25 protein-coding genes are annotated in these 25,528 nt (G+C 59.2%); 4 read left to right on the forward strand and 21 right to left on the reverse strand.

Features of this window, described 5'->3' with window-relative positions; translation table 11 throughout:
- Positions 1 to 46: 46 nt before the first annotated feature.
- From AC6I1V_RS03495 to AC6I1V_RS03580, 18 genes are all read right to left on the reverse strand, one after another.
- Complete coding sequence (locus AC6I1V_RS03495) at positions 47 to 223, reverse strand: hypothetical protein (RefSeq protein ID WP_486854947.1); 177 nt, start codon at positions 221 to 223, stop codon at positions 47 to 49.
- A 191-nt stretch (positions 224 to 414) separates the two neighbouring features.
- Positions 415 to 1,041 (reverse strand): class I SAM-dependent methyltransferase, encoded by a 627-nt coding sequence (locus AC6I1V_RS03500; protein ID WP_486854948.1) that lies wholly within the window; start codon positions 1,039 to 1,041, stop codon positions 415 to 417.
- Positions 1,042 to 1,861: 820 nt separating this feature from the next.
- Positions 1,862 to 2,707 carry an energy transducer TonB gene (locus tag AC6I1V_RS03505; protein WP_483971702.1) on the reverse strand — a complete coding sequence of 282 codons (846 nt, stop codon included), beginning with the start codon at positions 2,705 to 2,707 and terminating at the stop codon, positions 1,862 to 1,864.
- On the reverse strand, positions 2,676 to 3,062 hold the full coding sequence (locus AC6I1V_RS03510) for an ExbD/TolR family protein (protein ID WP_302552708.1): 387 nt from the start codon (positions 3,060 to 3,062) through the stop codon (positions 2,676 to 2,678). Before AC6I1V_RS03510 ends, AC6I1V_RS03505 begins: the two co-directional genes overlap by 32 nt.
- The gene (locus AC6I1V_RS03515; RefSeq protein WP_302552709.1) at positions 3,055 to 3,693 is read right to left on the reverse strand and encodes a MotA/TolQ/ExbB proton channel family protein; all 639 of its coding nucleotides are present in this window, start codon (positions 3,691 to 3,693) and stop codon (positions 3,055 to 3,057) included. The genes AC6I1V_RS03510 and AC6I1V_RS03515 overlap by 8 nt, the downstream gene beginning before the upstream one ends.
- A gap of 82 nt (positions 3,694 to 3,775) precedes the next feature.
- Positions 3,776 to 4,288 (reverse strand): flavodoxin family protein, encoded by a 513-nt coding sequence (locus tag AC6I1V_RS03520; protein WP_486854949.1) that lies wholly within the window; start codon positions 4,286 to 4,288, stop codon positions 3,776 to 3,778.
- A complete protein-coding gene (gene hutX, locus AC6I1V_RS03525; RefSeq protein ID WP_302552711.1) occupies positions 4,285 to 4,818 on the reverse strand; it encodes a heme utilization cystosolic carrier protein HutX in 534 nt (177 codons plus the stop codon). Before hutX ends, AC6I1V_RS03520 begins: the two co-directional genes overlap by 4 nt.
- Positions 4,819 to 4,951: 133 nt before the next feature.
- Positions 4,952 to 6,355, reverse strand: a complete 1,404-nt coding sequence (locus tag AC6I1V_RS03530) for an ABC transporter ATP-binding protein (protein WP_497736854.1) — start codon at positions 6,353 to 6,355, stop codon at positions 4,952 to 4,954.
- Positions 6,355 to 7,137, reverse strand: a complete 783-nt coding sequence (locus AC6I1V_RS03535; protein ID WP_302552713.1) for an energy-coupling factor transporter transmembrane component T family protein — start codon at positions 7,135 to 7,137, stop codon at positions 6,355 to 6,357. The genes AC6I1V_RS03530 and AC6I1V_RS03535 overlap by 1 nt, the downstream gene beginning before the upstream one ends.
- Positions 7,115 to 7,666, reverse strand: coding sequence for an MptD family putative ECF transporter S component (locus AC6I1V_RS03540; protein ID WP_479859737.1), 552 nt, complete (start codon positions 7,664 to 7,666; stop codon positions 7,115 to 7,117). The genes AC6I1V_RS03535 and AC6I1V_RS03540 overlap by 23 nt, the downstream gene beginning before the upstream one ends.
- A gap of 136 nt (positions 7,667 to 7,802) precedes the next feature.
- Positions 7,803 to 9,182: a TonB-dependent receptor gene (locus AC6I1V_RS03545; protein WP_497736855.1), complete on the reverse strand. Its 1,380-nt coding sequence runs from the start codon at positions 9,180 to 9,182 to the stop codon at positions 7,803 to 7,805.
- Between the two features lie 94 nt (positions 9,183 to 9,276).
- Complete coding sequence (locus AC6I1V_RS03550) at positions 9,277 to 9,963, reverse strand: TonB-dependent receptor plug domain-containing protein (RefSeq protein WP_486853980.1); 687 nt, start codon at positions 9,961 to 9,963, stop codon at positions 9,277 to 9,279.
- Positions 9,963 to 11,357 (reverse strand): heme anaerobic degradation radical SAM methyltransferase ChuW/HutW, encoded by a 1,395-nt coding sequence (gene hutW / locus AC6I1V_RS03555; RefSeq protein ID WP_486853981.1) that lies wholly within the window; start codon positions 11,355 to 11,357, stop codon positions 9,963 to 9,965. Before hutW ends, AC6I1V_RS03550 begins: the two co-directional genes overlap by 1 nt.
- Positions 11,358 to 11,496: 139 nt before the next feature.
- On the reverse strand, positions 11,497 to 11,958 hold the full coding sequence (locus AC6I1V_RS03560) for a Fur family transcriptional regulator (protein ID WP_302553894.1): 462 nt from the start codon (positions 11,956 to 11,958) through the stop codon (positions 11,497 to 11,499).
- Positions 11,959 to 12,111: 153 nt separating this feature from the next.
- Positions 12,112 to 12,558: a flavodoxin gene (locus AC6I1V_RS03565; protein WP_302553895.1), complete on the reverse strand. Its 447-nt coding sequence runs from the start codon at positions 12,556 to 12,558 to the stop codon at positions 12,112 to 12,114.
- A gap of 24 nt (positions 12,559 to 12,582) precedes the next feature.
- A complete protein-coding gene (locus tag AC6I1V_RS03570) occupies positions 12,583 to 13,014 on the reverse strand; it encodes a peptidylprolyl isomerase (RefSeq protein WP_302553896.1) in 432 nt (143 codons plus the stop codon).
- Positions 13,011 to 14,234 (reverse strand): DUF2325 domain-containing protein, encoded by a 1,224-nt coding sequence (locus AC6I1V_RS03575; protein WP_308771232.1) that lies wholly within the window; start codon positions 14,232 to 14,234, stop codon positions 13,011 to 13,013. Before AC6I1V_RS03575 ends, AC6I1V_RS03570 begins: the two co-directional genes overlap by 4 nt.
- Before the next feature lie 765 nt (positions 14,235 to 14,999).
- Positions 15,000 to 16,457, reverse strand: coding sequence for a diguanylate cyclase domain-containing protein (locus tag AC6I1V_RS03580; RefSeq protein ID WP_486853982.1), 1,458 nt, complete (start codon positions 16,455 to 16,457; stop codon positions 15,000 to 15,002).
- 148 nt (positions 16,458 to 16,605) lie between these two features.
- Here AC6I1V_RS03580 and AC6I1V_RS03585 point away from each other — a divergent pair, with 148 nt between their 5' ends.
- The 4 genes from AC6I1V_RS03585 to AC6I1V_RS03600 all read left to right on the forward strand — a co-directional run bounded on the left by AC6I1V_RS03585 (position 16,606) and on the right by AC6I1V_RS03600 (position 21,720).
- Positions 16,606 to 16,881 (forward strand): hypothetical protein, encoded by a 276-nt coding sequence (locus tag AC6I1V_RS03585; protein WP_486853983.1) that lies wholly within the window; start codon positions 16,606 to 16,608, stop codon positions 16,879 to 16,881.
- Between the two features lie 65 nt (positions 16,882 to 16,946).
- Positions 16,947 to 19,094, forward strand: coding sequence for a polyphosphate kinase 1 (ppk1, locus tag AC6I1V_RS03590; protein WP_308771229.1), 2,148 nt, complete (start codon positions 16,947 to 16,949; stop codon positions 19,092 to 19,094).
- Between the two features lie 143 nt (positions 19,095 to 19,237).
- Positions 19,238 to 20,131: an HD domain-containing protein gene (locus tag AC6I1V_RS03595; protein WP_486853984.1), complete on the forward strand. Its 894-nt coding sequence runs from the start codon at positions 19,238 to 19,240 to the stop codon at positions 20,129 to 20,131.
- The gene (locus AC6I1V_RS03600) at positions 20,110 to 21,720 is read left to right on the forward strand and encodes a Ppx/GppA phosphatase family protein (protein ID WP_486853985.1); all 1,611 of its coding nucleotides are present in this window, start codon (positions 20,110 to 20,112) and stop codon (positions 21,718 to 21,720) included. The genes AC6I1V_RS03595 and AC6I1V_RS03600 overlap by 22 nt, the downstream gene beginning before the upstream one ends.
- A 624-nt stretch (positions 21,721 to 22,344) precedes the next feature.
- Here AC6I1V_RS03600 and mgtA read toward each other — a convergent pair.
- The 3 genes from mgtA to AC6I1V_RS03615 all read right to left on the reverse strand — a co-directional run bounded on the left by mgtA (position 22,345) and on the right by AC6I1V_RS03615 (position 25,512).
- On the reverse strand, positions 22,345 to 25,047 hold the full coding sequence (gene mgtA, locus AC6I1V_RS03605; protein WP_486853986.1) for a magnesium-translocating P-type ATPase: 2,703 nt from the start codon (positions 25,045 to 25,047) through the stop codon (positions 22,345 to 22,347).
- A complete protein-coding gene (locus tag AC6I1V_RS03610) occupies positions 25,044 to 25,205 on the reverse strand; it encodes a hypothetical protein (RefSeq protein ID WP_497736856.1) in 162 nt (53 codons plus the stop codon). The genes mgtA and AC6I1V_RS03610 overlap by 4 nt, the downstream gene beginning before the upstream one ends.
- 109 nt (positions 25,206 to 25,314) lie before the next feature.
- A complete protein-coding gene (locus AC6I1V_RS03615) occupies positions 25,315 to 25,512 on the reverse strand; it encodes a hypothetical protein (RefSeq protein WP_486853987.1) in 198 nt (65 codons plus the stop codon).
- Positions 25,513 to 25,528: the final 16 nt, after the last annotated feature.

Genomic DNA, 25,528 nt, shown 5'->3' on the forward strand with positions numbered 1-25,528 from the left:
CGGAGACACCCTACCGTGCCGTCAATCTATATATAACCATGTGAAATTATTTAAAATATTTTTGACTTAAAAAATAAGGCTGTGTCCTAGAAAAAGGTTGATGCTTTTTTCCTTGAAGTTCCAAAGGAATAACCGGCAAAATGCCTTGGCTATGGATTCCGCTAAAGGAAAATCTTGAGAAAAAGTCTGCATTTTCACCATGTTGTGGAGATGAAGCAACCATATATCATGACAGATCCAAGAGTAATTAAATAGTTTCAATAGATTATATCTAATTAACAACACATTCCTAAGGCTTCGCGCTTGGCTTTGGCCCCAACACGCGGAAAAGACCCGGAATATTCGTCCGTATGAATATTCCCGTTCTTTTTAGGTTGCTCCCCTGCCCCGCTGTGGTTCTGCCGCCTTGGCCTCTCAGACGGAATCAGGGGCTTTCTTCGCAACGAGGCACAGCGCCCCGTCTTCCCTGATGTCGGCCCTGACGTCGCCAAATCCGGCGGCATGCAGCCATTCCGTCAAAGTGTCCGCCGCATACGTCCGCATCCCATCCACAATGGCGCACCACCGGGAATCCCCGGACTCTTCGTTTACGATCAAAAATACGCCAGACGGCCTGAGCACACGGAATACCTCGGCAAAGGCGGCGGGCACATCCGGCCAGAAATAGACCGTCTCGAAAGCGGTGGCGAGATCGAAGGAACCATCGGCATACGGCAGCCGGGAAACATCCCCCTGCCGTACTTCACAGCGCCCGGCGGCGACGGCTCCGGCGTTCTTCCGAAGGCTGCTTGCGACACTCTCGATAGAAAAATCAATCCCACAGACATGCCCCTGTGGGCAAAGCTTCAGGAACTGCGCCAGATTCGCCCCTCCGCCGCATCCTATATCGAGTACACGGGCATCGGGCTCCGGCGACACATGCGCCCGCCCCCACTTTGCCAGCGAAGCGTGCCCCCAGTTCATGGCCCACAGCATAACCCTTCCGGCTACGCCGTCAGGCTTCCGGGCATTCTGAAAAAACGCACGCAACAAACGGTGCATATACCCTCCTCGTCTATCCGGCTGATCCCGCCCTGCTCCGCATCAAATGGAACAAGCCTCGGTTTCGGATACCATCTTTTTCCCAAGGCTGTGCCATAGGAAACGGTTGCCGCTTTCTTTTTTGAAATTCCAAAGGGATAGCCCCAAACGCCTCAGACGTGGAGCCCACCAACGGGGGAAACTGAAGGAAAAAGGCTTCCCTTTACCATATGGCGGAGATGGAACACCCCTTATTTTACAAGGCTCTTTATAGCATGTGGTTGTTTCATCTCCACAGTGCGGTGAAAAATAGAGCTTTTTTTCCGGTTTTCCCCTTGGCGGGATCCACGGCTAAGGCTTTTTCCGGTTATCCCTTTGGAGTTTCAAGGAAAAAAGCATCAACCATTTTCTAGAACACAGCCTTTTACAAAGAGCCTTCCCCCAACAGATCGAGGGCGCCCGAAATATTGTGGCTGTGTCATAGGAAACGGTTGATGTTTTATTTCTTGAAATTCAAAAGGCATAACCAATAAAGTTTCCCCATCATGGAGTCCGTCAGCGGAAAAATTGGAGAAAAAGTCCCTCTTTTCAGCATCCTGCTGAAATAAAACAACCATATGCTATGACAGAGCCAATATTGTCCACGGGCAGAAACCCCGGCACAACAGGCCCTCCCTAGGCGTTGGGGAATCCGGGGGGCCTCCCTTACCAGAGCGAACGCCCCCAATCCGAATATCCCTCAACATTTCCTCATACGGAACCTTGCGGAACCGACGGCCCATACGCCAAGAGGAGCACCCACATCGAGGCGCTCCGATCCGGCGAGGCAACAGGGGCCTGATCAGGCATCCTTGAGCGAGTAGCGCACCGGCACCAGCACCTGAAAACCTTTTCCTCCACGAACCGAGGGCACATCAAGGCCGATGAGCTTCTCACCGAGCCGCTCGGTGGCCGCATCGAGCATGCCGAAACCACTGCCCTTACCGAGCGAGCACGCGCTGACCTTTCCGTCGGCGGAGATCGTCACAAGAAGCTGTACCGTCCCTTCGGCGCCGATGCGCCGCGCCTGCCGGGGATACCGCTTATGGCGATTCAGGGCGTTAAGGATAGTCCCCAGCGCCTTGCTCTTGTCGTCCGGCCGTTCCTCCGTCCCCCCGACCATAGCCGGAGGCGCGACCGCCGTCACGGAGGCTACACCCGTCCCCGGCGTAGCCGAAGGGGGGGCCTCCACCGGTTTGCCCACGGGGGCGGAAGGCGGCACGGGCTTCTGCGGCTGCTGAACCACCGGCCGCTTTTTTTTCACCGGAGGAGCCTTCTTGACCGGTTTCGGCTTCACGGGTTCGGGAGCCACCGTTTTGGGCGCCTCCTGCGGAGGCTTGGGCCGCTCAACGACCGGAGGCGGCACGGGGATGGTCACCTCCGATTCAGGGCTCAACAGCTTGCGCATGGCGTCCGGCTGAACGGGTTTCACCTCCGGCTTCGGCTCAGGGCGGATCACGCGCATCAACATGACGGATGAAGGGGCTTTCGGCGGCGTGAGGAGCTTGACGGAGGGGGTCATCAGGCACACGGCCAAGGCCAGCAGGACAAAGCCTCCGGTCATGCCGCCCGCCATGCTGCGGCTCTTGCGGAATTCCTCCACCCCGTACAGGGGCCTAACGCTCACTTGGCTGCGTGCTGATAACAAAGTGTCCTCCTCTCTTCAGCTTGGCGATGTCTATGACGTCGACAAACGCTTCAAAAGGGGCCTTTTCGTCGACGTACAGATTCAGCAGCGCTTCGGGCCGCGTCTCAAGCACGGCGGTCAACGCCTCTTTCGTCAGTTGCTGATCCTGATAGTGGATAGTCCCGTCGGCCTTTACCGAAATCAACAGTTCCGCGTTCTTGCGGCTGGGTTCCTCGGCGGTCTCCGAGGCCGGAAGCACGATATCCAGCACCGGTTTGCTGAATGTCGTGGTCATAATGAAGAAAATCAGGAGCATGAATATAACGTCGATGACCGGCGTCAGATCGATGCTCGCATCTTCGTCGAAATCATTCATGGCTCGTCCCCCGGGGTTCAGGCCGGGCTTCCCGCTTCGCGCCGCCGCACAGCTCCAACGCACGGTAGCTGTGCTCCACGGCTTCGATATGGAAGCCCTTAAATTTGAGCATCAGGTAATAATAGAACATCAGCATGGGGATTGCGACGCACAGGCCCATGATCGTGGTGATGAGCGCTTCCCAAATGCCCGCCGCCAACTGTGCGGCGTTGGGGGCGCTGTTTTCCGCGATGGTACGGAACACCGTCACCATGCCGAGGATGGTTCCGAGCAGGCCGAGCAGCGGCGATACCACCGAAATGAGCCTCAGCCAGCACAGGCCTTTCGTGACCTGCTCGAAATTGCGGTGGAACAGGTACGCGACCTCGGCCCGGATGTCCTCGGAGTGGCCCCCGTGGGTCTTCACGATATCGCGGATGATGGCGATCAGCGGATTGTCGCTCTTATCGCATACGTCGCGCATACAGCGGCCTTCCTGATGTTCGATGTCAAGAAAATCCCGCTTAAAGTCGCGCCAAACGAAATGCAGGTACAGAAGATTCCGCAACGCGAGGTACAATCCCGCGCAGCCGACAAAAATCAGCGCAACACCGGCCGGGCCTATGGACGCATAAATTGAGGCAAGATTCATGAGCGTTTCCTGAACACGATGTATGGGCGGCAGAGCCGCCCTTCCGGTTTCGGGGCCGAAGCCCCGTTGATGTTTCTGGCCGTCAGGCCACCTGTCCCGCAAACCCCTTGAAGGCTTCCTGCGCCCGGAGGCAGTCGGCCTCATCGGGATGCTTGGCCGCTTCCTCAAGGCGCGCCTTGCGTTCCGGCGTCATGGGATGCACGTCGGACGCCACTTTCTGCATCATGGCGACGATCTTCGGATCGACCTTGCCCTGACACAGGTAGGTGCCGAGCACCTTGTTCCCCCGCTCGGGAGCGTTCACCAGCGCCTCGCCCTGAGCGATGCAGTCCCTGGCGTGATCGGAATCAGGCCATGCGCCCAGCGTGCCGAACAGGGCCACATTCGTGTCGCGCACCGTTTCCAGATAAGCCTTGGCCTGTGCGTCGGGCATGCCTTTGTCCACCCAGTAGCCTACGGCGACCAGATCGTACCCTTCAGGCGCGGGAGCGGACTCCACAGGATGGATCTCACAGCCGGGAAGGACGGCGGCGATGGCTTCGGCGATTTTCCGGGTATTCCCGGTCCGGGACGAATAAACGACAAGAGCTTTCATGACAGTTCCTTTGTGCCCACGGCCTCACGCAATGCGAAGAACGACTCGCGCGCGGCCGGGATGAGTTGACGGTTTTCGCGGCCCACATACACGGAAAACATGACCGTGCCCGCCGCGTTGAAAAACTGTACGGAATGGCTTTCCAAACCCATAAAGGGCAGCGACAGGAAACAGATGTGCCCAAGATCGTCGATCTTGAGATGCCCGCCGAGCCCGCTGCCGCCGGACAGGTTGAAATAACCGTGCCCGTGCCTGCCTTCCGGTATCTTTCCCTTGATTTCGATGACGGTGCCCAAATGCGTCATGATGAAGGTGGCGTTTTCCCATGAGGTCAGAGTCTGCCAGACCGTATCAAAGGCGTCTTTGCCCGCGAAGGCCCGCGCATCATCCGGCAGGGCTTCAGCGACTTCCAGTTCCGAAACGCCGAAGCGTTCCGCAAGGCTCGCCAGCATCACCGGCTTCTTTTCCCGCAGGGCCGTGGCGATGGACTCGCCCAGCGTTTCCGTCTTCTGGCAACACGATGCCGTCATACTTCGTTCTCCCGTTTGGTTTCCGTTTATTCCCATTCCCGCGGCGCTTCGTCTGAAACGCCTCGGAAAAAATGGCTCATGTGGGGCCCCCGGAAGGCTTCGCTTCCGGCAGCATTCCCTCCGCACGCACCCGCTATGAAAGAGGCAGCCGCAGCGCCCTAGCGCAGGACAGCCCCATCAGTTCGAGATCATGGGTGATCACAAGGACGCATGCCCCCCTGCCCGCGAGCAGATCCAGCGCGTCGGCGATGCGGCGCATGTTGCGCCCGTCAAGGCCGCTGGTGGGCTCGTCGAGGATGAGCACGTCCGGGCGCTTGGCGAAGGCGCAGGCGATCACAAGCCGCTGCTTTTCGCCGCCGGAAAGCGACTGCGGGTGGCGTTCCGCAAGCCCTTCCAGCGCGAACAGCGACAGCAGGCCGGGCACATCGTCCGCGCCGTATCCCGCCAGCGACAGGCTGACTTCAAGCTCCTGCCGCACCGTCTTCATATGAAGCTGGTGATCCGCGTTCTGGAGCACGATCCCCACTCTCGAAAGCAGCTTCGCCGCCGGGACAGGCTTCCCCGCGATGGCGAACCGCCCTTCCTGCGCGGCGTTCAGGCCGGTAAGCAGGCGGGCGAGCGTGGTCTTGCCCGTGCCGTTGTCCCCGATGAGCGCGGTCACGCCCGCCGGAACCGACACGTCCACACCGTCGAACAGGGCCGGCTTTCCGGGGTACGCGAACCGCAGGCCCGAAACGGCCAGCCCGCCTTCACCCGGCTCCAGCCGTTCCGCCGCGCAGTCCGGCAGCGTGCGGCGGGGATCGTCCACACGGGCGGCGCGCAGCCCGCACCGCTCGCGCAGGGCGTCGTCATACAGCAGGTCAAAACCGCCCCGTTCCGCAATCCGGCCTTCCTGCATGACAAGCACGCGATCCGCTATGCCTTCCAGCCAGTACAGCCGATGATCCACCACAAGGATCGCCATGCCCCGCGCTTTCAGTTCAGCGAGCTTGCGGGCCAGATCCTCGGTAGCTTCTGGATCGAGGTTGGCGCTCGGCTCATCAAGGATAAGGGCCCTCGGCCCCTGTGAAAGGATGGAGGCCAGCCCGACCTTCTGTTTCTGCCCTTCGGACAGCTCGTGGATGGAGGAAGACAAGATTGGCCCAAGCCGGAAGGCCCGCGCCGCCTCATCGATCTTGGCGGCGATGTCTTCAGGCGAAACGCCCTGCCATTCATGGGCGAACGCCAGTTCGTCCTCGACATTCAGGGCGAAAAACTGCTGTTCGGGATCCTGAAAAAGCGTCCCGACCTCCCGCGCAATGACGTTGATGGGCCGGGCGTCCGTCGGTTCGCCGCCGATCAGGACACGCCCTTCCAGCGCCCCTTGGAAATAGTGGGGGCACAGGCCGTTGGCGAGGCGCATCAGCGTGGACTTGCCGCAGCCGCTGGCCCCGGTGCACAGCACCAGTTCGCCGGGCCGCACCGAAAACGAAATATCCGAAACCGCCGGGCGCGTCTGGAACGGATACGTGTAGGTCACGTTTTCAAAACGGATCATCAGCGCATCCCCCCTTCCAGCGGAGCCCACCCCACGGCATTCTGGCACAGCACAGCCGCAACGGCCACGAGACAGGCCGCGATCAAAAGCCACGTATCGGACGCCTTCCAGACCAACTTACGGTAAGGGCGCATCCCCTCGCCGTAGCCGAGGCCCTTGAGTTCGGCGGCGATGCCCAGCTCTTCCGACGTCTTCAGCGAACGGAACAGCAGCGGCGTGAACACCAGCCGGATCATCAGTACAGGATGGCGGAAGGCATTCCACGGGGTCATGCGCCAGCCGCGTATCCGAAGCGTCTCCGAAACCTGTTTGACGTCATGCAAAAACGTGGGGATGAAGCGGATCATCACCGCCGCCGGGAGATACAGGCAAAACGGGAGGTGCAGGCTCTTCAGGGAGGTCAGCAGGCTCTGCACCCGGCAGGAAAAGGCCAGCGGCAGGATCACGTTCAGCATCGTCGCCATGCGCAGGAACGGCACCACCAGCGACACCGCCGAAAACGGGGGCATGGACGGGATCAGCAGGCTCATCCCGAACGCACAGCCCATAGCCAGCAGCGACATGCCGACAAGGACAGCATACCCGATCAGCAGGATGCGGAACCGCCGCATCCCAAGGGCATACACCAGAGACATGCCGAAAAGCACCATCTGCGGCTCAACAGCGGACAGGGCCACCGTAGCCACGGACGCCAGCAGGCTGACGAACATCTTCGCCCGCGTATCCACCGCGTGCAGCCCGCCACCCCAGACGGAACCCTTAGTTACGGACAATGCCTGCATGACGCAGCTCCCGAACGGCGCGGACGCCGGAAAAAAGCCCGCACAGCGATCCCACGTAGCCAATGACCACAATGGGAACGATGACATATAACAAGGCCGGGCTCTCGCGCATGAACAGCCACGAGACGCCCAGTGAAAAAACTTTTGAAGTGAGATCATACACCGCGACGCCCAGCACGGGCGCCCACGGCTTCCGCATCCCACCGGAGCAGGCCATCACAGCCTCGGCGCATCCCGCCGCCAGCAGCATGGCCGGAAGAAGCGTCACGCTGCCGCCAAGCAGAAGCATGCTGATGAGCATGTTCACAAGGACAAACAGGGCCAATGTCCCCGGCTTGCGCACCTTGTAGAGCATGACCACGAGCAGCGTGGTGAAAATGAGGTTCTTGGCGAGCAGGCTCACCGGGTTCATCCCTCCCCCCACCAGCGCGACCAGCAGGGTGGAAAGCTTGGCGGCAGCCGAGAAAACGCCAAGGACGACGAGTTCCTGCGCGCTCCAGTAATGACGGTTGAAAACCTGTGACGGCATCCGTTTTCCTTCCTCTCCTCCGCCTGACGCCGCACGGCCATGCCGTGGGCGTCCGCTGCCGTGCAGCGCGGGAGGAGCTTTTGATAATCTAAATGAAATTCAATTTCAATACAGAAGCACAAACTTTCTCACGAAATCAGAACTTCATCCCAACCTTGATGTTGGCGTGCAGGCCGGGTTCCAAAATGCTGTCGTCCTGACGATACCGCTTGTCGAAGAGGTTCAGGACTTCGGCGGTGACAGAATATTGCTTCTCGTCGCCAAAGTCGAAGCCAAAAGCCACGTTCGCCGTCTGCCAGTTGTTGTAATGGAGCGTCTCGCTTTCGGTTTTCTCGACGGAATTTGAGGAGAACCGCCCGTACACGTCGGCGTTGAAGTCCACGTTTTCGCTCAGGGCGTGCTTGAAGCGCACACCAGCCCTGCCCGACCATTCGGGTACGCCGGTTTTCCATGTGCTCAGCGTGCCGTAGTCGAACTTGCGCCGCATCCATGTCGCGGAAACATACGGCGTGAGGCCGTTTTCAAAATCATAGCTCGCCGCCAGTTCCACCCCGTGGGTCTTTGCCGACGAGATGTTGATATAGCGCGAGGTATCGGTGTCCGGGTCGATGGTGGGGTTGTAAATGTAGTCGTCCGCATCGGAATAGAAGGCCGCGACGTCTACCGACAGGCCATCGTGGACATACCGCGCCCCGATTTCATAGCTGTTCGAGGTTTCCGGCTTGAGGCCGGGGTTCGGCAGGATCGTCCCGCCGCCCATCGCGGACATCACATATTTTTCCTGCAGCGAAGGAACGCGGAAGCCCTGCGCAAAGGTGGCCCGCAGCGTCAGATCCGGGATGCCCGACCACGTGAGGCCCACGTTGAAGACAGGCCGGGAATTGTCCGAGGAACCTTCCATCCCCACATCCATGCCGTTTACCGTGCCGAAAGTACCGAGGGTCTTTATGCCGTCGGCGCGGTTCATGCTGGACTGCACCCATGTATAACGGACTCCATAACTCAATGTGAAGTCGTAGGGCAGCATCGATTCCATCTGCGCATACAGGGCGTTGGTCAGCATGTCGCCCTTATGGTTGGCTACAGAGTTATAGTTGAATGTATCGTCAATCTCCTCGATGGCAGCCTTAATGCTCGCGGCAGAAGCGGGATTAATAAGTGCCAGCCTGTCGTACACCCCCTTCATTGTCGCCAACGTCCCGGACATCATCTCGGAGTTGGCTGTGGCCCGTGTCGTCGCCTTTAACGTATCGCGGTTGATATCGTAGCCAGTGATCAGATAGTGGTTCGCACCGATCTGCCAGTCCGCCTGAATTGATGCACCGATCTGCCCGTTCTTATTGTCCGCGTAGTTATCGAGGATCATAGGCATACCATCTACTTCCACATGGTTATGCATGTCCTTTTCGTTCTTCTGCCAGAACGCATCGAAGCGCACACGGGGAAGCCACGGCGTCACGTTTTTGGCTTCGGCAAAGGCATAGACCTTATCGCGCTGCCACTTGGGAACGTTCACGGCGAAATTTTCATAGCCGGGCTCCATGCTTCCGGCATGGATGGAACCTTTGAAGCTGTCCAGCCCGCCGCCGACCGTGAACTTGTCGGAAAAGTCACAGGAACGCGCTGCCTTCCTTCTGGCGGAAGGAGGTATTCGGCGCTTCGCCGTCAGGGGTGCGCAGGTTCCCCTGATCGCTGTATGAGCCGGACACGCGGTATTTGAATCCGTTCATGCCGCCGAAAGCCGACAGGGATTCGGCAAAACCGTTGGATGCGCCGTTGTAGGCCACGGACGCCTCGCCCTGAATCGGCTTATCACCGCCCTTTTTGGTGATGATGTTGACCACGCCGCCGATGGCTTCCGAGCCATAGAGCACGGACGCGGGGCCCTTGATGACTTCCACGCGCTCCACATTGGACGGATCGATCAACAGGGGCGTGCCGTCCATCGACTTGTTTTCCACAAGCTTCTGCCCGTCGATGAGGATCAGCACCCGGTTGGGGCTTTCGCCGCGGATCGATATGCGCTTAAAGCCCTGCCCGCCGGAATTGTTGATTTCTACACCCGGAATGTCCTGCAAAAGCTCGCCGATGGTCCGGGCTGGGGAACGCTTGATGTCCTCGCTCGTCATGACGGAAACGCTCATGGGAACGTCCTGCAATTCCTTTTCCACCCTCGTGGCCGTCACGTACACATCGTCCGCTTTGATCGGCTCCTCCACGGCATACGCGGGGCACCACGCCGCCAAGCCCAGCGCCGTCAACGGCAAAGCGCGGGCCAGCATCTTCCTTACAAACATCAGTCCTCCAAAGAACGCTTGAGATAATCAAGCAACAGTTGTGAAAGGTTCACCTGCCAGAACTGCCCGGCGAGCGTGAGCACGACAAAGGCCCCGTCCCGTTCGACAAGACCCGCCCGCTCCCATTGCTCAAGCACGGGTTTCCATATTTCGCCCACCGGGATACCATAAGCCGCTTCCAGCCCCGGCATGTCCAACCAGCCCTGCTCCATCCCCTCGGCGATGGCCTTGAACAGCTTGCCCTGCGGGAACGGGCGGAACATCATGGCGATGGGCTTGCTTCCGGCCCGGACTTCTTCCTGCCACGCGCGGTAGTCCGACTGGTTCAGGTAGAAGAACCCGTCCAGATTGCCGCCAGCGCCGGGGCCGAACGCCAGACAGTGGGCACGGCCTTTGACGTACAGGTTGTACAGGTTGCGTTCCCGTGACGTCCGGGCCCAGTGGCTGATTGAAAGACGGCGGAAGAACCCCTTCTGCATGGCCTTTACCCCTGCGGCGAACATGGCCGACTGCATGGGGATGTCGGCCCCGGCGGGAAGCCGGCCGCTCTCAATGGCCTTGGCAAGCGGGGTGTTCCGGTACACGTTGAGCTGGTAGCAGTCCGCGCCGTCGAGCTTGAGCGACTGGGCCGTGGCGATGTCCGCCAGCCAGCGATCCATCGTCTGCATGGGGAAGCCGTAGATGAGATCCACGATGACGGCGGCCTGATCATAGCTCTGCAACAGCTCAAGCTGCCGGATCAGCGTATCGCGATCGGACACACGGCCCATCGCCTGCCGGATCTCCGTGTCAAAGCTCTGCACCCCGAGCGAAAAACGGTTCGCACCGCCATCAAAGCAGGCTTCCATCTTGTCAGGGCCGAAATTCGACAGCCGCCCTTCCACCGTGATCTCGCAGTCGTTGGCGAGCGGCAGCACGGCGCGGACTTCCTTCAAAATGCGCCGGAGATCGTCCGCCTGAAGTGCCGTGGGCGTGCCCCCGCCCATATAGACGGCGTGTACCGGCCCGGCATCCTGTCCGGGGCGCCCCCGCCACAGGCGCAGCTCCTGAATGAGCGCGTCGGCGTAGATGCGGCTTTCGTCTTTGCGGTACGCCTTGTTGTAGAAGCCGCAGTACAGGCAGTGCGTCTCGCAAAACGGCACATGGATGTAGGCTACGGTCTTTCCCTTCCTCGGTTGCGCCAGCAGAGGTTCCAGCGTCGCCTCAAAGTCCTGCTTCTCCACGCGCGCACCGCCGAGGCCGGGATGGACGGCGATCTTGCCTTCAAACGCATACGGCAGCGGATCAACCCCTTCCTTGGCGAAGTAGCGCTCGATCCCTTCAACCGGAACGCCCGGCTGCCCTACCCGCTCCTGCTCGGACGGAAGGCTTTTTTCCAATCGGATTTCAGTCATGACCCCTCCGGGTTCTCATCAAAAGTACATTGAACAATATTAAGTTTTACTAGTCGAACTTTCCGGCCGCAGATGTACACACTCCACCCCCGGCCTGTCAACCGTTTTTACCGAAAAATGGAATGCTTTTTATTACAACCTATTTTGAAGAAGATTGCCCGGCGAGGCATTCCGGGCAGATGCCGTACAGGTACAGCCTGTGCTGCGTGGGCGTAAATCCGTACTGGCGGACAAGGCGCTCCTGCAAGGCTTCGATCTTGGGATCGACAACCTCGATGCTCTTGCCGCAACGCTCGCAGATGAGGTGATCATGGTGCCAGTCGCTGGCCTGCTCATACCGGACGACGCCCCCGCCGAAAGAGACTTCCTTGGCAAGCCCGGCCTCACACAACAGCTTCATCGTGCGGTACACCGTGGACTGCCCCACCGTCGGATCATGCCGCTGAACCCGGCCGTACAGATCGTCAATGGTCAGATGCCCCTCCTCCTGAAAAAACACGGAAACGATGGCCCGCCGCTGCTGCGTGTTGTGACAACCTTTTCCGCGCAGGAAGCGCGTAAACATCGTCTCAGGATCAACATGGACTTGTCCGCCTGACATACCCCACCCTTACATAACGGTTCAAAAAAGATTAAAGCGCGGGCCCTGCACTCCGGCCCGCGCTTCAGGCTTAACGGCTGCGGAGTGCCTAACTCGCCCACAGTCTATTATAATTGAATTTCATTTTCAATATATTTGTATAAAAAAATGCGGTTACAGGGCCGCCAACAGCCGGTTGGCCCAATCTTCCACATCACTTTCGTTCGACGAGAGATTGCCGTCGAGCTTCAGGCCTTCCTGAATCTGGATGCCGCCGAGTTCGCTCAAACGCGCCTCGATGACGTCCACCGCCCCGCAAAAATGCTCGAACGAGCTGTCCCCGCTCGCAAAGCACGCGGTCTTGACGCCCTTGACGCCGATACGATCAAAGGCTTCAAACAGCGGCTCGAAATCCGTCTGAAGTTCGACTTCATCAGTCCCCCACGCGGAGCACCCGAACAGCGCGACATCCCGGCCTTCACACAGGCCGTCCGGGGAAACGTCGGCGGCATCCCGGACATCGACGACATGCCCCGCAGCCCGAAGGCGCCCGCCGAGGTATTCGGCAATATCCGCCGTGTTGCCGGTGGTGGACCCGTAAACGATAAGTACATTGCTCATGAAAAAGCTCCACTTGGAAAAAAGTTAATGTTCGTGATTGTGTTCGCCGCGACACCCGCACCCTCCGTGCCCGTGCCCATGTTCATGCCCGTGCCCGTGTTCGCCGTGGCATGTGCAGTGCGCACACTTCCCACAGCATCCGCTTTTTTTCTTGCGGGGCGGCACGATAAGCACACGGCTCCCGGAGGGCGCCATGCTGAACCCGTTTTCGCCCTTAAAGAACAACTGCGACGCCGGAACAGGCGTCTGGCACAAACGCGCCTGCAACACCTTGCTGCCGAACGGCAACACTTCGCTTACCCCCGCCGTATCGACGAACACTCTGCCGCCGCACCTGTATTCCCTCAAAAAGAGGTTCAGCAGTTCATGGGCGGAGTTGCCGTCAAAAATGCCCTGCACTTTCACATGCAGGTTGTCCTTGTTGTGATGGTAGTTCATCTGAAAATCGGTGCTCATGCACGTTCTCCTTCCTGCCGGGCGGCCTCGTTCCCCAAAAGGCGGGAAATGGTGCTCAGGCTCCCGTTCGGCAACATATAAAACGTCTTGTTGTGCTTCTTCGCCAGATTCTTCACTTTGATGCAGGCGCCGTGGCTGTTGCAGTTCACAGGGCAGAGGATGATGTCCGCACGCCTGAGGCTCCGCTCAAGCTGGCGCGTGCCGCCCTGCAAGGAACCGTTGTGATAATCGAGGACGCCGCCGCCCCCTTCGATGAACTCGCGGTACAGCGACTCCATACGCTCGACGCCGCCAACGATGAGCACCCGCTTGCTGCACAGATCGAAAGAAGGACAGCTCTCATCGCAGTCCCTGCCGCAACAGGTTCCACAGGAATCAGCGGCCGCGCCGGTCCCCTGCTCGAAACGGGCCCTTCCCTGCTTGAGCAACGAATTGACCAGTTCGCGCTGGCTCTCGAAACGCTGCGTCAGCGATGCGAGCGCCTCCCGGAGGTTCTCGTTTTCCGCTTCAAGTTCCGGCCCCCTGATTTCCCACAACGCCGTGGACGCCTCATACATGGCGTCCAGTTCGGCTTTCAGGCGGTTGCGTTCATCCCGGAGCGCGGCATTTTCCTGCGCAAGCGCACGCCTGCCTTCTTCCGCCTGTTCCATGCCGCTGCGCGAAACCGCTTCGCGTTCCTTCAACAGCCGGATGCGGTTGGCCTGCTGCTCGTTCTTGCGTTCCAGTTCGGCGATAAAACGCCGGGTGCGCGTCTGTTCCTCCGCGACGCTGTGCATGGCCATATGAACCGCGCCATAGACCGTGCGGCGGGCTTCATCCGAAAGCTCGCGCGTGGCCGCCGCCCACAAAAACCCCACATACGAACCAATGGAGAATGCCTTCTTCCACTGCGCGAGGAAGTCCTCTTCACTCAAAAGCCGCAGCGGGACGGCCTCGCGTTCGTACTTCCGGCGGAGCAGCTGGCTCATCTTCCGGGACAGAGGGTTTTCCGTGGCGGCGGCGTTGACGAACAGCTCATGCATCTCAAACGGCGTGAGTTCGATCGCCGGAAGCGACATTTTCTTCAAGAGATGCTTCTGTTCGGCAAGCGTGATCCCCATACCGACAAGCGGGCATTTAAACAGCTCGTCCGCTTCCCATATGCCATGAACAGCCCGTGAAACAGGCGACGCAACATCCAACGCGGGTTCCGCGTCCGCTGTCTGAGATAACCAACTCATAGCGTTCCTCCATTCCGTTCTGTTGGAAACAGATCTGCCGTATATGAAAATGAAAGTCAAGATCAATAGTACATTTTTTCTCTGCTCCACCCTTTCCTTTTCGGCAAAACAAAAAGGAGGCCGTCCGAAGACGCCCCCCTTACAAAACACAATATACCGTATTTTATAACTATAATAAACAGTTTCCCGGCGCTTCCCCTGTCAGGCCCAATGGCATCTCTGAACCGTTCCCTGAGCAGGCTCCCATTGCAAGGCTGCCCACGGCAGGCAAGATTCCGAACAAACGCCGGGAGGAAAACCGTATCCCCTGCGCCCTTTAACGCCCCCAAAAAAACATCAAAACGGCAGAAGGTTACGCCCCTCCCCTCGCGTCTTTCCATACAGAGGACACCCATAACAGTCTGCACTTAAGAGGAAACGGCTGATGCCTTTCTTGAAGTTCCAAAGGAATAACCAAATAAAATGCCCAGCCATGAAGCCCGCCAAGGGAAAACCCGATAAAAAGCCCGTATTTTCACCATACTGCGGAGATGAAACAGCCATATGTATGGCAAGGCCAAATCTTGTGGCTGTGTCATAGAAAACGGTTGATGCTTTTTCCCTTGAAACTCCAAAGGGATAACCGGAAAAATGCCTTAGCCGTGGATCCCACCAAGGGGAAAATAGGAGAAAAAGCCCGTATTTTCACCGCACTATGGAGATGAAACGACCACAAACGATAACAGAGCCAATCTTATTATCCTTCCCAGATGCAATACGGTGGACTTACACGCCCGTACAACATGACGCCCCATCAGCCGACGGGGACATTCCTGCCCCGCTCCGGCAACGGCGGCGCTTCTTGTGTCCGTACATATCGGCATCGGCCAGCCGCATCAGCGTTTCCAAGGAATGGGCCTCGGAAGGGTACAGCGCCAGCCCCATGCTCACCGTGGGGTTCAGGTCTATGCCTTCAAAATGGTAGGGTTCGCTTCCGATGGCTTCCAGCATCCGGCGGAACCGCTCTACGGCAATGCGCCGATCGCTGACGCCGTACAGGATAGCGATGAACTCGTCGCCGCCCAGCCGGATCAGCGTGCCCGCCGTCGACAGGGCGCTCTGGAGCCGTTCCGCGAACCCGTTCAGCAACTGGTCGCCGCAATCATGGCCGTACGTGTCGTTGACCTGCTTGAAGTCGTCCAGATCCATGTAACAGAGCGCAAAGGGCCGCTTCGCCTCCATCGCCTTCTCCAGCTCACGGAACAAGACGCGGCGGTTGGGAAGCCCCGTCAGGGGATCGTGCTCCGACATCAATTCCAGCCGCTTCTTTTGATGGGCAAGATCCACGGCCAAACCCACCACGCATGAGAACAGGATGCTGATGAAGGTGGCGATGCCGAAAGAAGCGTACCGGATGCTCCAGTTCCACCCGCCCTTGGGCGTCACGCTCAGGATCCAGTCCGCATTGGGCAGGTGCACCTTCCTTTCCACGGGCTCGATCAGCGTTTCGGCGGAACGCAGCAGCACAACCCGATCCCCCGTATCGGGGTGGATGCGGGAAAGCTGATACACATAGTTCTGTTTGTCGAGGTATTCGAGTTTCACCGGATCGAGCACGTCAGGAAAGGCGAAGGTCACGCAGATGAGCCCCCAGAACGTCTCCTGCGCCGGAATGTCCCCTTCCGGCTCATCCATGAACACGGGAAGCCTGACCGCCATCGCGTAGCCGCCCTGGATCAGCTCGAACGGGCCGGCAATGGTGGTGGCCCTGCCCGAATCCCGCGCCAGCAGCGCCTCGCGGGAACGCTCGGCATTGGCGAACAAATCGTGCCCGATGGCCTTCTTGTTGCGCTCAAACGGATACACTTTGGCAACGACGCCGCCGGGGGCCAGATTGATGTTGATGGTGCTCGGGTGCATCTTCACCAGCTCTTCGGCGTAGGAATAAAAATCCGAGATCCGGCCCTCCCCCTGCCGCAGCAGGGCTTCCACCAGATAGGCGCTCGAAAAGGCGTTGGCGACGACATATTGGATTTTCGTGGCGTAGCTGTCGACGACGTACCGGGCTTTTTCCCGTTCCTGAAGCACACGGACATGCTCCAGACGGAAGAGGAAAAGATAACTCACCAGCAGGCAGGCCAACAAGACGCCGAGGGCATACAAGACGCTCCGGCAGTTCCCGCCTTCCCGCAATACGCCGGTATCGAACGCCCTTCGTTCTCCGTGCCGTATCAGTCGCTGCATCGTCATTCCTCAACCACGCTCATGCGGGGAAAAATTCTTCAGGCAGACAAACATATTCTTTGGCTCTGTCATGGCATATGGCTGTTTCATCTCCACAACGCTGTGGAAATACGGCCTTTTTTCTCCAGTTTTCCCCTTGGCGGAATCCATGGCCAAGGCATTTTGCCGGTTATTCCTTTGGAACTGCAAGGAAAAAAGCATCAACCATCCTCTATGGCGCAGCTTATTCTTTAACTCCCACAAATCACTTCTTTCGGCAAGGATTTCCGAATTGCCGAAAGAGGGCCCGCAGCCGTTTGGCGCCCTTCCCCGGCAATTTCTTGCCGAAGAGGGGAAAACATCCATCAGCCGCGCCGGAATCGGCCCATATTTTCAACCTTCTTATACTCTGGACTTTTTTCACACAATCGTCATATTGTTGTAACATACTTCCAAGGCCCGCCTGCTACAAGACCTGCATCCATGCCGCCATGCGAAGGAGGAGCGATCGTGGTTTCCAAAGATTCCGAAGGATACCCGGAACAACTGTGCGCTACGGAAGAAATCAGTGAACTGGCCTGTCCCAACCTGTACCTGAACCGGGAAATCAATTGGCTGGACTTTGACGCAAAGGTGCTCGACGAAGCCACGGATACCGGCCTCCCGCTCCTTGAGCAGCTTAAATTCCTTTCCATCTTTTACAACAACCTTGATGAATTCTTTATGGTCCGGGTGGCGAACATCCATCGCCAGTACCGCAGCGGGGCCATATCCTCGTCGCCGGATCGCATGACGCCGGCCAAACAGCTCGCCGAAATCCGGCGCAAGGTTCTTATTCTGGTTTCCCGCGCCCAGGAGCATTGGCGCAAGCGGCTGGCCCCGCAGCTGCACGACAAGGGCGTACGCCTGATGCGCTATGCGGACCTCTCGGAAAAGCAGCGCAAATTCCTCGACGGCTATTTCAGGAACGAAATCTACCCTATCCTGACCCCTCAGGCCATCGATCCGGGCCACCCCTTTCCAATGATCTCCAATACCAGCCTCAACTTCATCATCCAACTGCGCAGCCGTGACGGCGTGACCCGGTTCGCGCGCCTGAAGTGCCCCAACAACATCTCCCGCTTCGTCTTCATCCCCCGGAACAAGGAGGCCAAAACCTACGCCTCGCTCGGCTTCAACGCCAACGTCCGTGAAAGCGACATCATCCTGCTGGAGGATCTGATTGCCGAATACCTCGGTTCCCTGTTCCCCGGCAACACTGTCATCAACGCCGGGCTGTTCCGCATCACGCGCAATACCGACGTGGAAATTGAGGAGGACGAAGCCGACGATCTGCTGGAGGCCGTCAAGGATCTGGTGGAACAGCGGCGCTTCGGCGACGTGGTGCGCCTTGAGATAGCCCACGGCACGGCCAAGGAGCTCAGCGCGTTCCTGACCGAACGGTTGGGGATGCAGCCGTTCCAGATTTACCGGGTCAAGGGGCCGCTGGCCTTTTCCGAACTCATGGCCCTTTACGGCGTGGACAGGCCGGGCTTGAAGGAATCCCCCTTTTACGGACACACGCCGAGCGTATTTCAGGAAGGCGACATCTATGCGCACATCCAGAGCCGGGATATTTTCCTCTTCCATCCCTACGACAGCTTCACCCCGGTTTTGGATTTCATCCGCCGCTCCAGCGAGGACCCCGGCGTCATCGCCATCAAACAGACGCTCTACCGTGTGGGCAACGCTTCGCCCATCGTGAAGGCCCTTATCGAAGCCCGGCGATCCGGCAAGCAGGTCACCGCCGTGGTCGAGCTGAAAGCCCGCTTTGACGAGGAGCGCAACATCACGTGGGCCGAGGAAATGGAAAAGGCGGGCGTCAACGTGGTCTACGGGCTCGTCGGCATGAAGATACACGCCAAGCTCTGCCTTGTGGTTCGGCGCGAACCGGATGGGGTTTCCCGCTACGTGCATATCGGCACCGGCAACTACAACCCCTCCACCGCCAAAATGTACACCGACATGGGGCTGATCACCGCCAACCCGGACATCTGCGCGGACGTGACCGATCTCTTCAACGTCATGACCGGATACGCCCACCGCGAGCAATACAGGGAACTGCTCGTCTCCCCGCTGTCCATGCGCCGCTCCCTGCTGGAGATGATCCAGTGCGAGACGGCCCTGCACCAGCAGTACGGAAACGGCGAAATCATTTTCAAATGCAACCAGTTGGTGGATAAGCACGTTATCCGGGCCCTGTACAGGGCTTCTATGGAGGGCGTGCGCGTCCGGCTTCAGGTGCGCGGCATCTGCTGCCTGCGCCCCGGCGTGAAGGGCATCAGCGACAACATCGAGGTGACCTCCATCGTCGGGCGTTTTCTGGAACACGCGCGCGTCTACTGGTTCAACGCCAATGGGGAAGGCCGCCTCTATATCGGCAGCGCCGACATCATGCCCCGTAACCTTGACCGGCGCATTGAAGTGCTTGTCCCCATCCTCGATCCCGGATTGCGGGCGTGCCTGCGCAACGATATTTTGGAAACACACCTCCGCGACAACCAGCAGACATGGCGGCTTCAGGAAGACGGCACCTATTGCCGCATCAAGCCCGGCAAGGAAGAACAGCCCGTCAACGCACAGGAAACCATGATGCGCCGCAGCCGGGAGTGTGCCTGATCCTCAAACGCCCAAAAGGAAAGGCTGTGTTTAAGTTTAATGAGAGAGCCCCACATCACCAGACGTGGAACGAGCTTTTATCTATTGATTTTCATTGAAAAAATCATCAACCGTAAAATTAAACACAGCCAAAGGAAAAAATCATGACCATACATACGAAAGACCAGTTGCAGGAGCCTCAGGCGGCCCCGGAGAAGCGGCCCGCAAGGACGGCGAAAACCGTTCCCGCCGGAAAGCCGCAGCCCAAACCGGCCCCTAGGGCCGGCAGGAAGCCGAAACCCGTTCAGCCTGAGCCCGCAAAACAGAAATCCGCCCCGGAACCCGCAGCCGCAGCGGAAGCCGTGGCCGCCCCCAAAGCCTATGCCTCCGCCCCGGCCCTGTCCGCCCCCTGCTCCGAACCGTGCCCGGAAGCCTGTTCCGCCCCTGCCGCCAAAGCTGTGGAACGCGGCGGGGAAACGCCCCTCACCACGGCGGTCATGCCCGAATCGCCGGTCATGGCCGATTCGCTGACGCATGGGCAGCGTGTAGCCGCCATCGCCGCGACCCTGTTTCAGGATCTCGCCGAGCTCCACGGGCTCGACGACGTCTGGGGGCACAGGCTCCACCTCGCGGCGCAGCTGCACGACATCGGGTTCGCCGAAGGCCGCAAGGGGCACCATAAAATCAGTATGCGCCTCATTGAGGAAGATCTCAGCCTGAACATCCACGAGGACGACCGCCCGTGGGTCGCCCTGCTCGCCCGCTACCACCGCAAGGCATGGCCCTCGCGTCGGCACGCCCGTTTCGACGCCCTGAAAAAAAGCGACCGGAAGGCGCTGCGCAAGGCGGCGTCCCTGCTCCGCATTGCGGATGCGCTCGACTACACCCACACGGGCGTCGTCGGGAACCTTGCCGTCGCCGTCAAAAAGCACAAGGTCATCATCGCCGTCCAGTGCTCAGGAGACTGTTCCGCGGAAATGGAGCGCGTCATCAAAAAGGGCGATCTGTTTATGCACGTCTTTGGGCGGGAGCTGGAATGCGTATGCCAGGAGAACTAGGCCGGACGGAAAAAGTCATCGGCATCATCGATCTCGGCAGCAACTCGGTGCGTCTGCTGCTCGTCCGCGTCCATGCGGACGGTTCCACGACGATCCTGAACCAAGTCAAGCACATGGTTCGCCTCGGCGAAGGCGGGTTCACCCACAGCCGCCTTCAGGAGGAAACGATGGCCCGCACCATTGCTGTGCTGCGCGGGCTGGCGGAAATGTGCGCGGTCTATGGGACGACGGAAATCATCGCCATCGCCACGGCTGCCGTGCGCGACGCCGTCAACGGCCCCGAATTTATCCGCCGCGTGCAGGAAAAGACCGGGATAGACTTCACGGCCGTATCGGGCCGCGAAGAGGCGCGCCTCATCTACCTCGGCGTTTCCAGCGGGCTGGAGCAGAGCAAAAGCCTCCGGCTGTTCATCGACATCGGCGGCGGCAGCACCGAGCTCATCGTGGGCGACTCGCAGTCCTATGCGAACCTCGATTCGCTCAAGCTCGGCTGCGTGCGCCTGACCAACCTGTTTTTTGAGGACAACAAAGGGCCGGTTTCCGCCTATACCTACGCGGCGCTGCAACGCTACGTCCGCAACGAGGCCCTGCACTCCTTCCAGCGCATCGCGGGGTTCGAGATCCCCGAAGCCGTCGCCAGTTCGGGCACGGCCCAGAACCTCGCGGAAATCGCCGCCGCGCTGGAGCAGCAGGACGCCGCGCGCACGGGCAGGGCTTCCACGGCTTCCAAGCATGTCCTCAGCTACGACGGCCTGCGCCGCGCCGTCAAGGAACTGTGTTCCCGCACTCTTGAGGAACGCAAATCCATGCCGGGCATCAATCCCAACCGGGCCGACGTGATCATTGCGGGCGCGGCCATCCTCCAGACCATCATGGAGGAACAGGGATTCGAGAGCGTGACCATCAGCAACCGCAACCTGCAAAACGGCATCCTCGTCGACTACCTCATGCGGACGCATCCCCAGAAGGCAGGCGCCCGCCTCTCCACCCGCGAGGAAAGCGTCCTCCAGCTTGCACGCTTCTGCCGCTTCGAGGAGAAACATTCCCGGCACATCGCGAAGCTGGCCCTTGAGCTGTTCGACAGCGCGCGGGCCATCGGGCTGCACGACGCCCCGCCCGTATCGCGCGAGCTGCTGTACTATGCCGCCCTGCTGCACGACATCGGGATCTTCATTTCCTTTGCGAACCACAACGCGCACAGCCACTACCTGATCCGCAACACGGAGCTGCTCGGCTTCACGGAACGCGAAATCGAGCTCATAGCGGCGCTGGCGTTCTTCCACCGCAAGCGGCCCTCCAAGAAAATACCGCTGTTCCTCCAGCTTGATGAAGGCATCCGGGAAGAGGTGCGCCTGCTGTCCCTGTTCCTGACCCTTGCGGAGCGCATGGACAAAAGCCACCGCCAGATCATCCGTTCGGCCCGTTTCGGGCGCACGCCGGACGGGGAACTGGAGCTGTGCCTCCACGCTTCCGAGGCCTGCCCCATCGAAATCGAAGAGATCGGGCGCAGCCAAAAGCTGATCAAGAAGGCCTTCCACACGCATTTTACGCTTTGCCCCTGTCTCGAAAACGGGACGCCTATTGTTTAAAAAGCCGGGGGAATGAATATACCGGGGGAGGGGAGAGGAAACCCTTCTGGAGAAGGGCTTTCCTCTCCCCTCCCCCGCGCCCCCTCCTCTCTCCTTCCCAAGACTTTTGACGAGTGGGGAGGCGGCGCGGCGGGAGTTCGTCCCGGCTAAGGCTGGGAGGGATTCCTCCGTACCGCCAGCCGTTTTTTCTTGGGCTCTGTCTAGGCCATGTCGTCAATTATATATAATATATTGAAATAATTAAATAATTATTAATGCTACAAAGTTATTTAATAACTTCAATTGGTTACATATAAACGACGACACGGCCTAGTCTATGGTCTTTTTATTTGGCCCTGTTATATTTGTGGTTGTTTCATCTCCACAGTGCGGTGAAAATACAGCCTTTTTCTCCGGTTTTCCCTTGGCGGGAGCCACGGATAAGGCATTTTTCCGGTTATCCCTTTGGAGCTTCAAGGAAAAAAGCATCAACCATTTTTATAGCACAGCCTTTTATTTTCACAATGTATAGACTTTTTCTCTGTTTTTCCCGCTGATGGCTCCATGATTGGGACATTTTATTGGTTATTCCTTTAGAATTTCAAGAAAGAAAGCACCAACCGTTTCCTGCGGCACAGCCTTTTCTTACAACAATTCTCCGTACTTTTTGATGAATATGCCCTTAAGGATCGTCGTCAGCAGCATGTAGGCCGCAAGCGTAGCGAACAGCCACGGGAAGAACGCGCCCGGAAGCGGCATCATGTCGAGGGCCTCACCGACGGGCGTAAACGGGATGCACGTTCCCGCCAAAATGCCGAGCGAAGTCAGCCCCGTCACCTGCCACGAGGCCCGGCTGCGCAGGAACGGAACCTTGGGCGTACGCAGCATATGGAGCACCAGCGTCTGCGTCCACAGCGATTCCACGAACCACCCCGCCTGAAAGAGGCTCACGAACAGGAGTTGTGTGCCCGCGTCCAGCGTCTCATACGTCCCCCCGAACACCAGCGGGCAGATGTAGGTATACAGCAGAACGAACGTCGTGATGTCGAATACCGAACTGGCGGGCCCGAACCAGATCATAAACCGGCTGATCGATGAGGCGTCCCATGTTTTCGGCTGCTTCAGGAAATCCGCATCGACGTTGTCCCACGGCATGGCCGTGCACGAAATGTCGTAGATGAGGTTCAGCACGAGGATCTGCAACGGGGCCAGCGGCAGGAACGGCAGAAACGCGCTCGCCGCCAATACCGAGAACATATTGCCGAAATTGGAACTTGCCGTCATCTTGATGTACTTGATGATGTTGGCGTAGATTCTGCGGCCCTCGATCGCGCCCTGCTCCAGCACCATCAGATCCTTTTCCAGCAGGATGATGTCGGCGGATTCGCGGGCGATGTCCACGGCGGAGTCCACCGAAATCCCCACGTCCGAAGCCTTCATCGCCGCCGCGTCATTGATGCCGTCGCCCATGAAGCCCACGGTATGCCCGTTCTCGCGCAGGCACGTCACAATGCGCGCCTTCTGCTGCGGGGTCAGCTTGGCGAAAATGTCCGTACGCTCCGCCGCCGCGCGCAACGCCGCGTCATCCATCGCCTCCACATCCGAACCGAGCAGCAGGGAATGGGACCGCAACCCCACCTGCCCGCACACGCTGCGCGTCACCGCGTCGTTGTCCCCGGTCAGCACCTTGACCGCGACCCCGTATTCCTTCAGCGCGGCTACGGCAGCCGCCGCGGAATCCTTCGGGGGATCGAGGAAGGCAAGATACCCGATGAGCACCATGTCCGACTCGTCCGCCACGGAAAACGCCCCGGCGACCATCGGATTCGTCTTGTGGGCCACGGCGATGACGCGCAGCCCGGCCTCGTTGTACCGCCGCACCGTGGCGAGGATCTCCTCGCTCAACGCGCTGGTGAGCGGCTCCACATTCCCCTTGTATTCCGCGTAGCTGCAAATGGAGAGCATTTCCTCCACCGCGCCCTTGGTGATGATCTGCGTCTTGCCTGCCTTATCCGCCACAACCACGCTCATGCGCCGCCGGGTAAAATCAAACGGGATTTCGTCCACCTTCCGGTAATCCTGCCACAGCGGGAGCATGTTCGTCTCGTAGGCGTGATCCACGATGGCCTCGTCCATCAGGTTGCGGAGGCCGGTCTGGTGATAGCTGTTCAGGAAGGCGTGGCGCAGGACGCGCTCATCCACATTGCCGTGCACGTCGAGCGGATATTCCAGCACGATGCGATCCTGCGTCAGTGTCCCGGTCTTGTCCGTGCACAGGATGTTCATGGCCCCAAGATTCTGGATCGCATTGAGATGTTTGACGATGACCTTTTTCCGGGACATGGCGACCGCACCCTTGGCGAGGTTGGCGGACACGATCATGGGCAGCATTTCCGGGGTCAGGCCCACAGCCACGGACAGCGCGAACAACGCGGCCTGCACCCAGTCGCCTTTCGTAAAGCCGTTGAGGAAGAGCACCACCGGAACCATGCCCACCATGAACCGGATGAGCACCCACGATACGGCGTTCACGCCCTTCTCGAAATTCGTGCGGACGCGCGTTTCCGCGACGCGCCGGGCCAAAGCCCCGAACAGCGTATCCTTACCCACGGCGATGACGAGGGCCAGAGCCGAACCGCTGACCACCGTGCTGCCCATAAACGCGAGATTGTTGCATTCCAGCGGATTGCCGCCCGTCTGCGGCTGCGCGGCGGCCCACTTTTCCATCGGTTCGCTCTCGCCGGTCAGAGACGACTGGCTGACGAAAAGATCTTTGGTTTCGACGATGCGCACATCGGCGGGGATCATGTCGCCCGCGGCGAGCCGGATCACGTCGCCCACAACAAGCTCCGAAATCGGGCGTTCCCGGCTCTCGCCGTCACGCATGACCGCAATGGTGGTTTTGACCATCGCCTGCAGGCGTTCCGCCGCATTGCCCGAGCGCACTTCCTGCACAAACCGCAGGGCGCCGCTGATGAAAACCATGATGCCGACGATGAGAACGGCGGTGAGGTCGCGCTCCTCCGGCTCGGCGATGACGTAGTCGGTGACGAAGGAAATGGCCGCCAAAACGATGAGAACGATGGTAAACGGGTTGATGAATGCCTTGAACAGACGCTTCAGGATGGAGTCCGCCTTTTTGCGGGCAAGCTCGTTCCGTCCGAAAAGCGCCCGCATGATGTCGGGCCGGGGCTGTCCTTGGGGCGTCGTTTCATAGGCTGCAAAGACCTCTTGCGGCGTCTGGCGGGCCGCCTCAAGAAGACGGGCGGACGCGGGGCGGGCGGCCAGTTCGCGGACTCCCTGCGTGACGTTCAGATCCTTTTCCGTTTCGTGCTGCTTTTTGATCATAGCTTCAACCTCATGAATGCTTTGCGGATCAGGCGGGAACCGATCCGGCGATGGCTCAGAATCGCGGCTGCAAGGCAGCCTTTCCACATGCTGGGAGCGGACGCCGCACGAGCGGCGGGGTTCCCGGCGAACAACCTGCGGCAACAGGCAATGTCCACAACACACCTCCGATGTTGTCATTGATAAAATGAAGCGGCGACGGAGCGCAGCCTCATGCAACGCTGAGTGAGAAGCCCTGAAAAGGGCACGGCAAGAGACGAACGGCGGTTAACGGCCGCGTTCGTGAGGAGAAAGGCGCAATCCGAAGAGGGTGCGCCGCGAGAAGGACGGGCGAAGGGAGAAAGCCCCGGCCATACGGAGACAGCCGAAAGGCGCAAGTAAAGACGCCGGGAGCTGGAATTCCCGGAAAAAACGGACAAGGGCACGCGAGACGCCGCCCGTATGCAAAGACGAGAAGAAGGACATGGAAACCTCCTGAGCC

Source organism: Bilophila sp. T19-St14 (genome assembly GCF_059728385.1).

Bases quoted from the DNA above. Each gene is read 5' to 3' on its own strand.
- hutX (WP_302552711.1), bottom strand. From the start codon at position 4,818: ATGACGGCATCGTGTTGCCAGAAGACGGAAACGCTGGGCGAGTCCATC.
- AC6I1V_RS03615 (WP_486853987.1), bottom strand. From the start codon at position 25,512: ATGTCCTTCTTCTCGTCTTTGCATACGGGCGGCGTCTCGCGTGCCCTT.
- AC6I1V_RS03560 (WP_302553894.1), bottom strand. From the start codon at position 11,958: ATGTCAGGCGGACAAGTCCATGTTGATCCTGAGACGATGTTTACGCGC.
- AC6I1V_RS03600 (WP_486853985.1), top strand. From the start codon at position 20,110: ATGCGTATGCCAGGAGAACTAGGCCGGACGGAAAAAGTCATCGGCATC.
- AC6I1V_RS03515 (WP_302552709.1), bottom strand. From the start codon at position 3,693: ATGAATCTTGCCTCAATTTATGCGTCCATAGGCCCGGCCGGTGTTGCG.
- AC6I1V_RS03570 (WP_302553896.1), bottom strand. From the start codon at position 13,014: ATGAGCACCGATTTTCAGATGAACTACCATCACAACAAGGACAACCTG.
- AC6I1V_RS03540 (WP_479859737.1), bottom strand. From the start codon at position 7,666: ATGCCGTCACAGGTTTTCAACCGTCATTACTGGAGCGCGCAGGAACTC.
- AC6I1V_RS03530 (WP_497736854.1), bottom strand. From the start codon at position 6,355: ATGATCCGTTTTGAAAACGTGACCTACACGTATCCGTTCCAGACGCGC.
- AC6I1V_RS03520 (WP_486854949.1), bottom strand. From the start codon at position 4,288: ATGAAAGCTCTTGTCGTTTATTCGTCCCGGACCGGGAATACCCGGAAA.
- AC6I1V_RS03565 (WP_302553895.1), bottom strand. From the start codon at position 12,558: ATGAGCAATGTACTTATCGTTTACGGGTCCACCACCGGCAACACGGCG.
- AC6I1V_RS03550 (WP_486853980.1), bottom strand. From the start codon at position 9,963: ATGTTTGTAAGGAAGATGCTGGCCCGCGCTTTGCCGTTGACGGCGCTG.
- AC6I1V_RS03595 (WP_486853984.1), top strand. From the start codon at position 19,238: ATGACCATACATACGAAAGACCAGTTGCAGGAGCCTCAGGCGGCCCCG.
- AC6I1V_RS03585 (WP_486853983.1), top strand. From the start codon at position 16,606: ATGGCCAAGGCATTTTGCCGGTTATTCCTTTGGAACTGCAAGGAAAAA.
- AC6I1V_RS03575 (WP_308771232.1), bottom strand. From the start codon at position 14,234: ATGAGTTGGTTATCTCAGACAGCGGACGCGGAACCCGCGTTGGATGTT.
- AC6I1V_RS03495 (WP_486854947.1), bottom strand. From the start codon at position 223: ATGGTTGCTTCATCTCCACAACATGGTGAAAATGCAGACTTTTTCTCA.
- AC6I1V_RS03580 (WP_486853982.1), bottom strand. From the start codon at position 16,457: ATGCAGCGACTGATACGGCACGGAGAACGAAGGGCGTTCGATACCGGC.
- AC6I1V_RS03535 (WP_302552713.1), bottom strand. From the start codon at position 7,137: ATGCAGGCATTGTCCGTAACTAAGGGTTCCGTCTGGGGTGGCGGGCTG.
- AC6I1V_RS03510 (WP_302552708.1), bottom strand. From the start codon at position 3,062: ATGAATGATTTCGACGAAGATGCGAGCATCGATCTGACGCCGGTCATC.
- hutW (WP_486853981.1), bottom strand. From the start codon at position 11,357: ATGACTGAAATCCGATTGGAAAAAAGCCTTCCGTCCGAGCAGGAGCGG.
- mgtA (WP_486853986.1), bottom strand. From the start codon at position 25,047: ATGATCAAAAAGCAGCACGAAACGGAAAAGGATCTGAACGTCACGCAG.
- AC6I1V_RS03500 (WP_486854948.1), bottom strand. From the start codon at position 1,041: ATGCACCGTTTGTTGCGTGCGTTTTTTCAGAATGCCCGGAAGCCTGAC.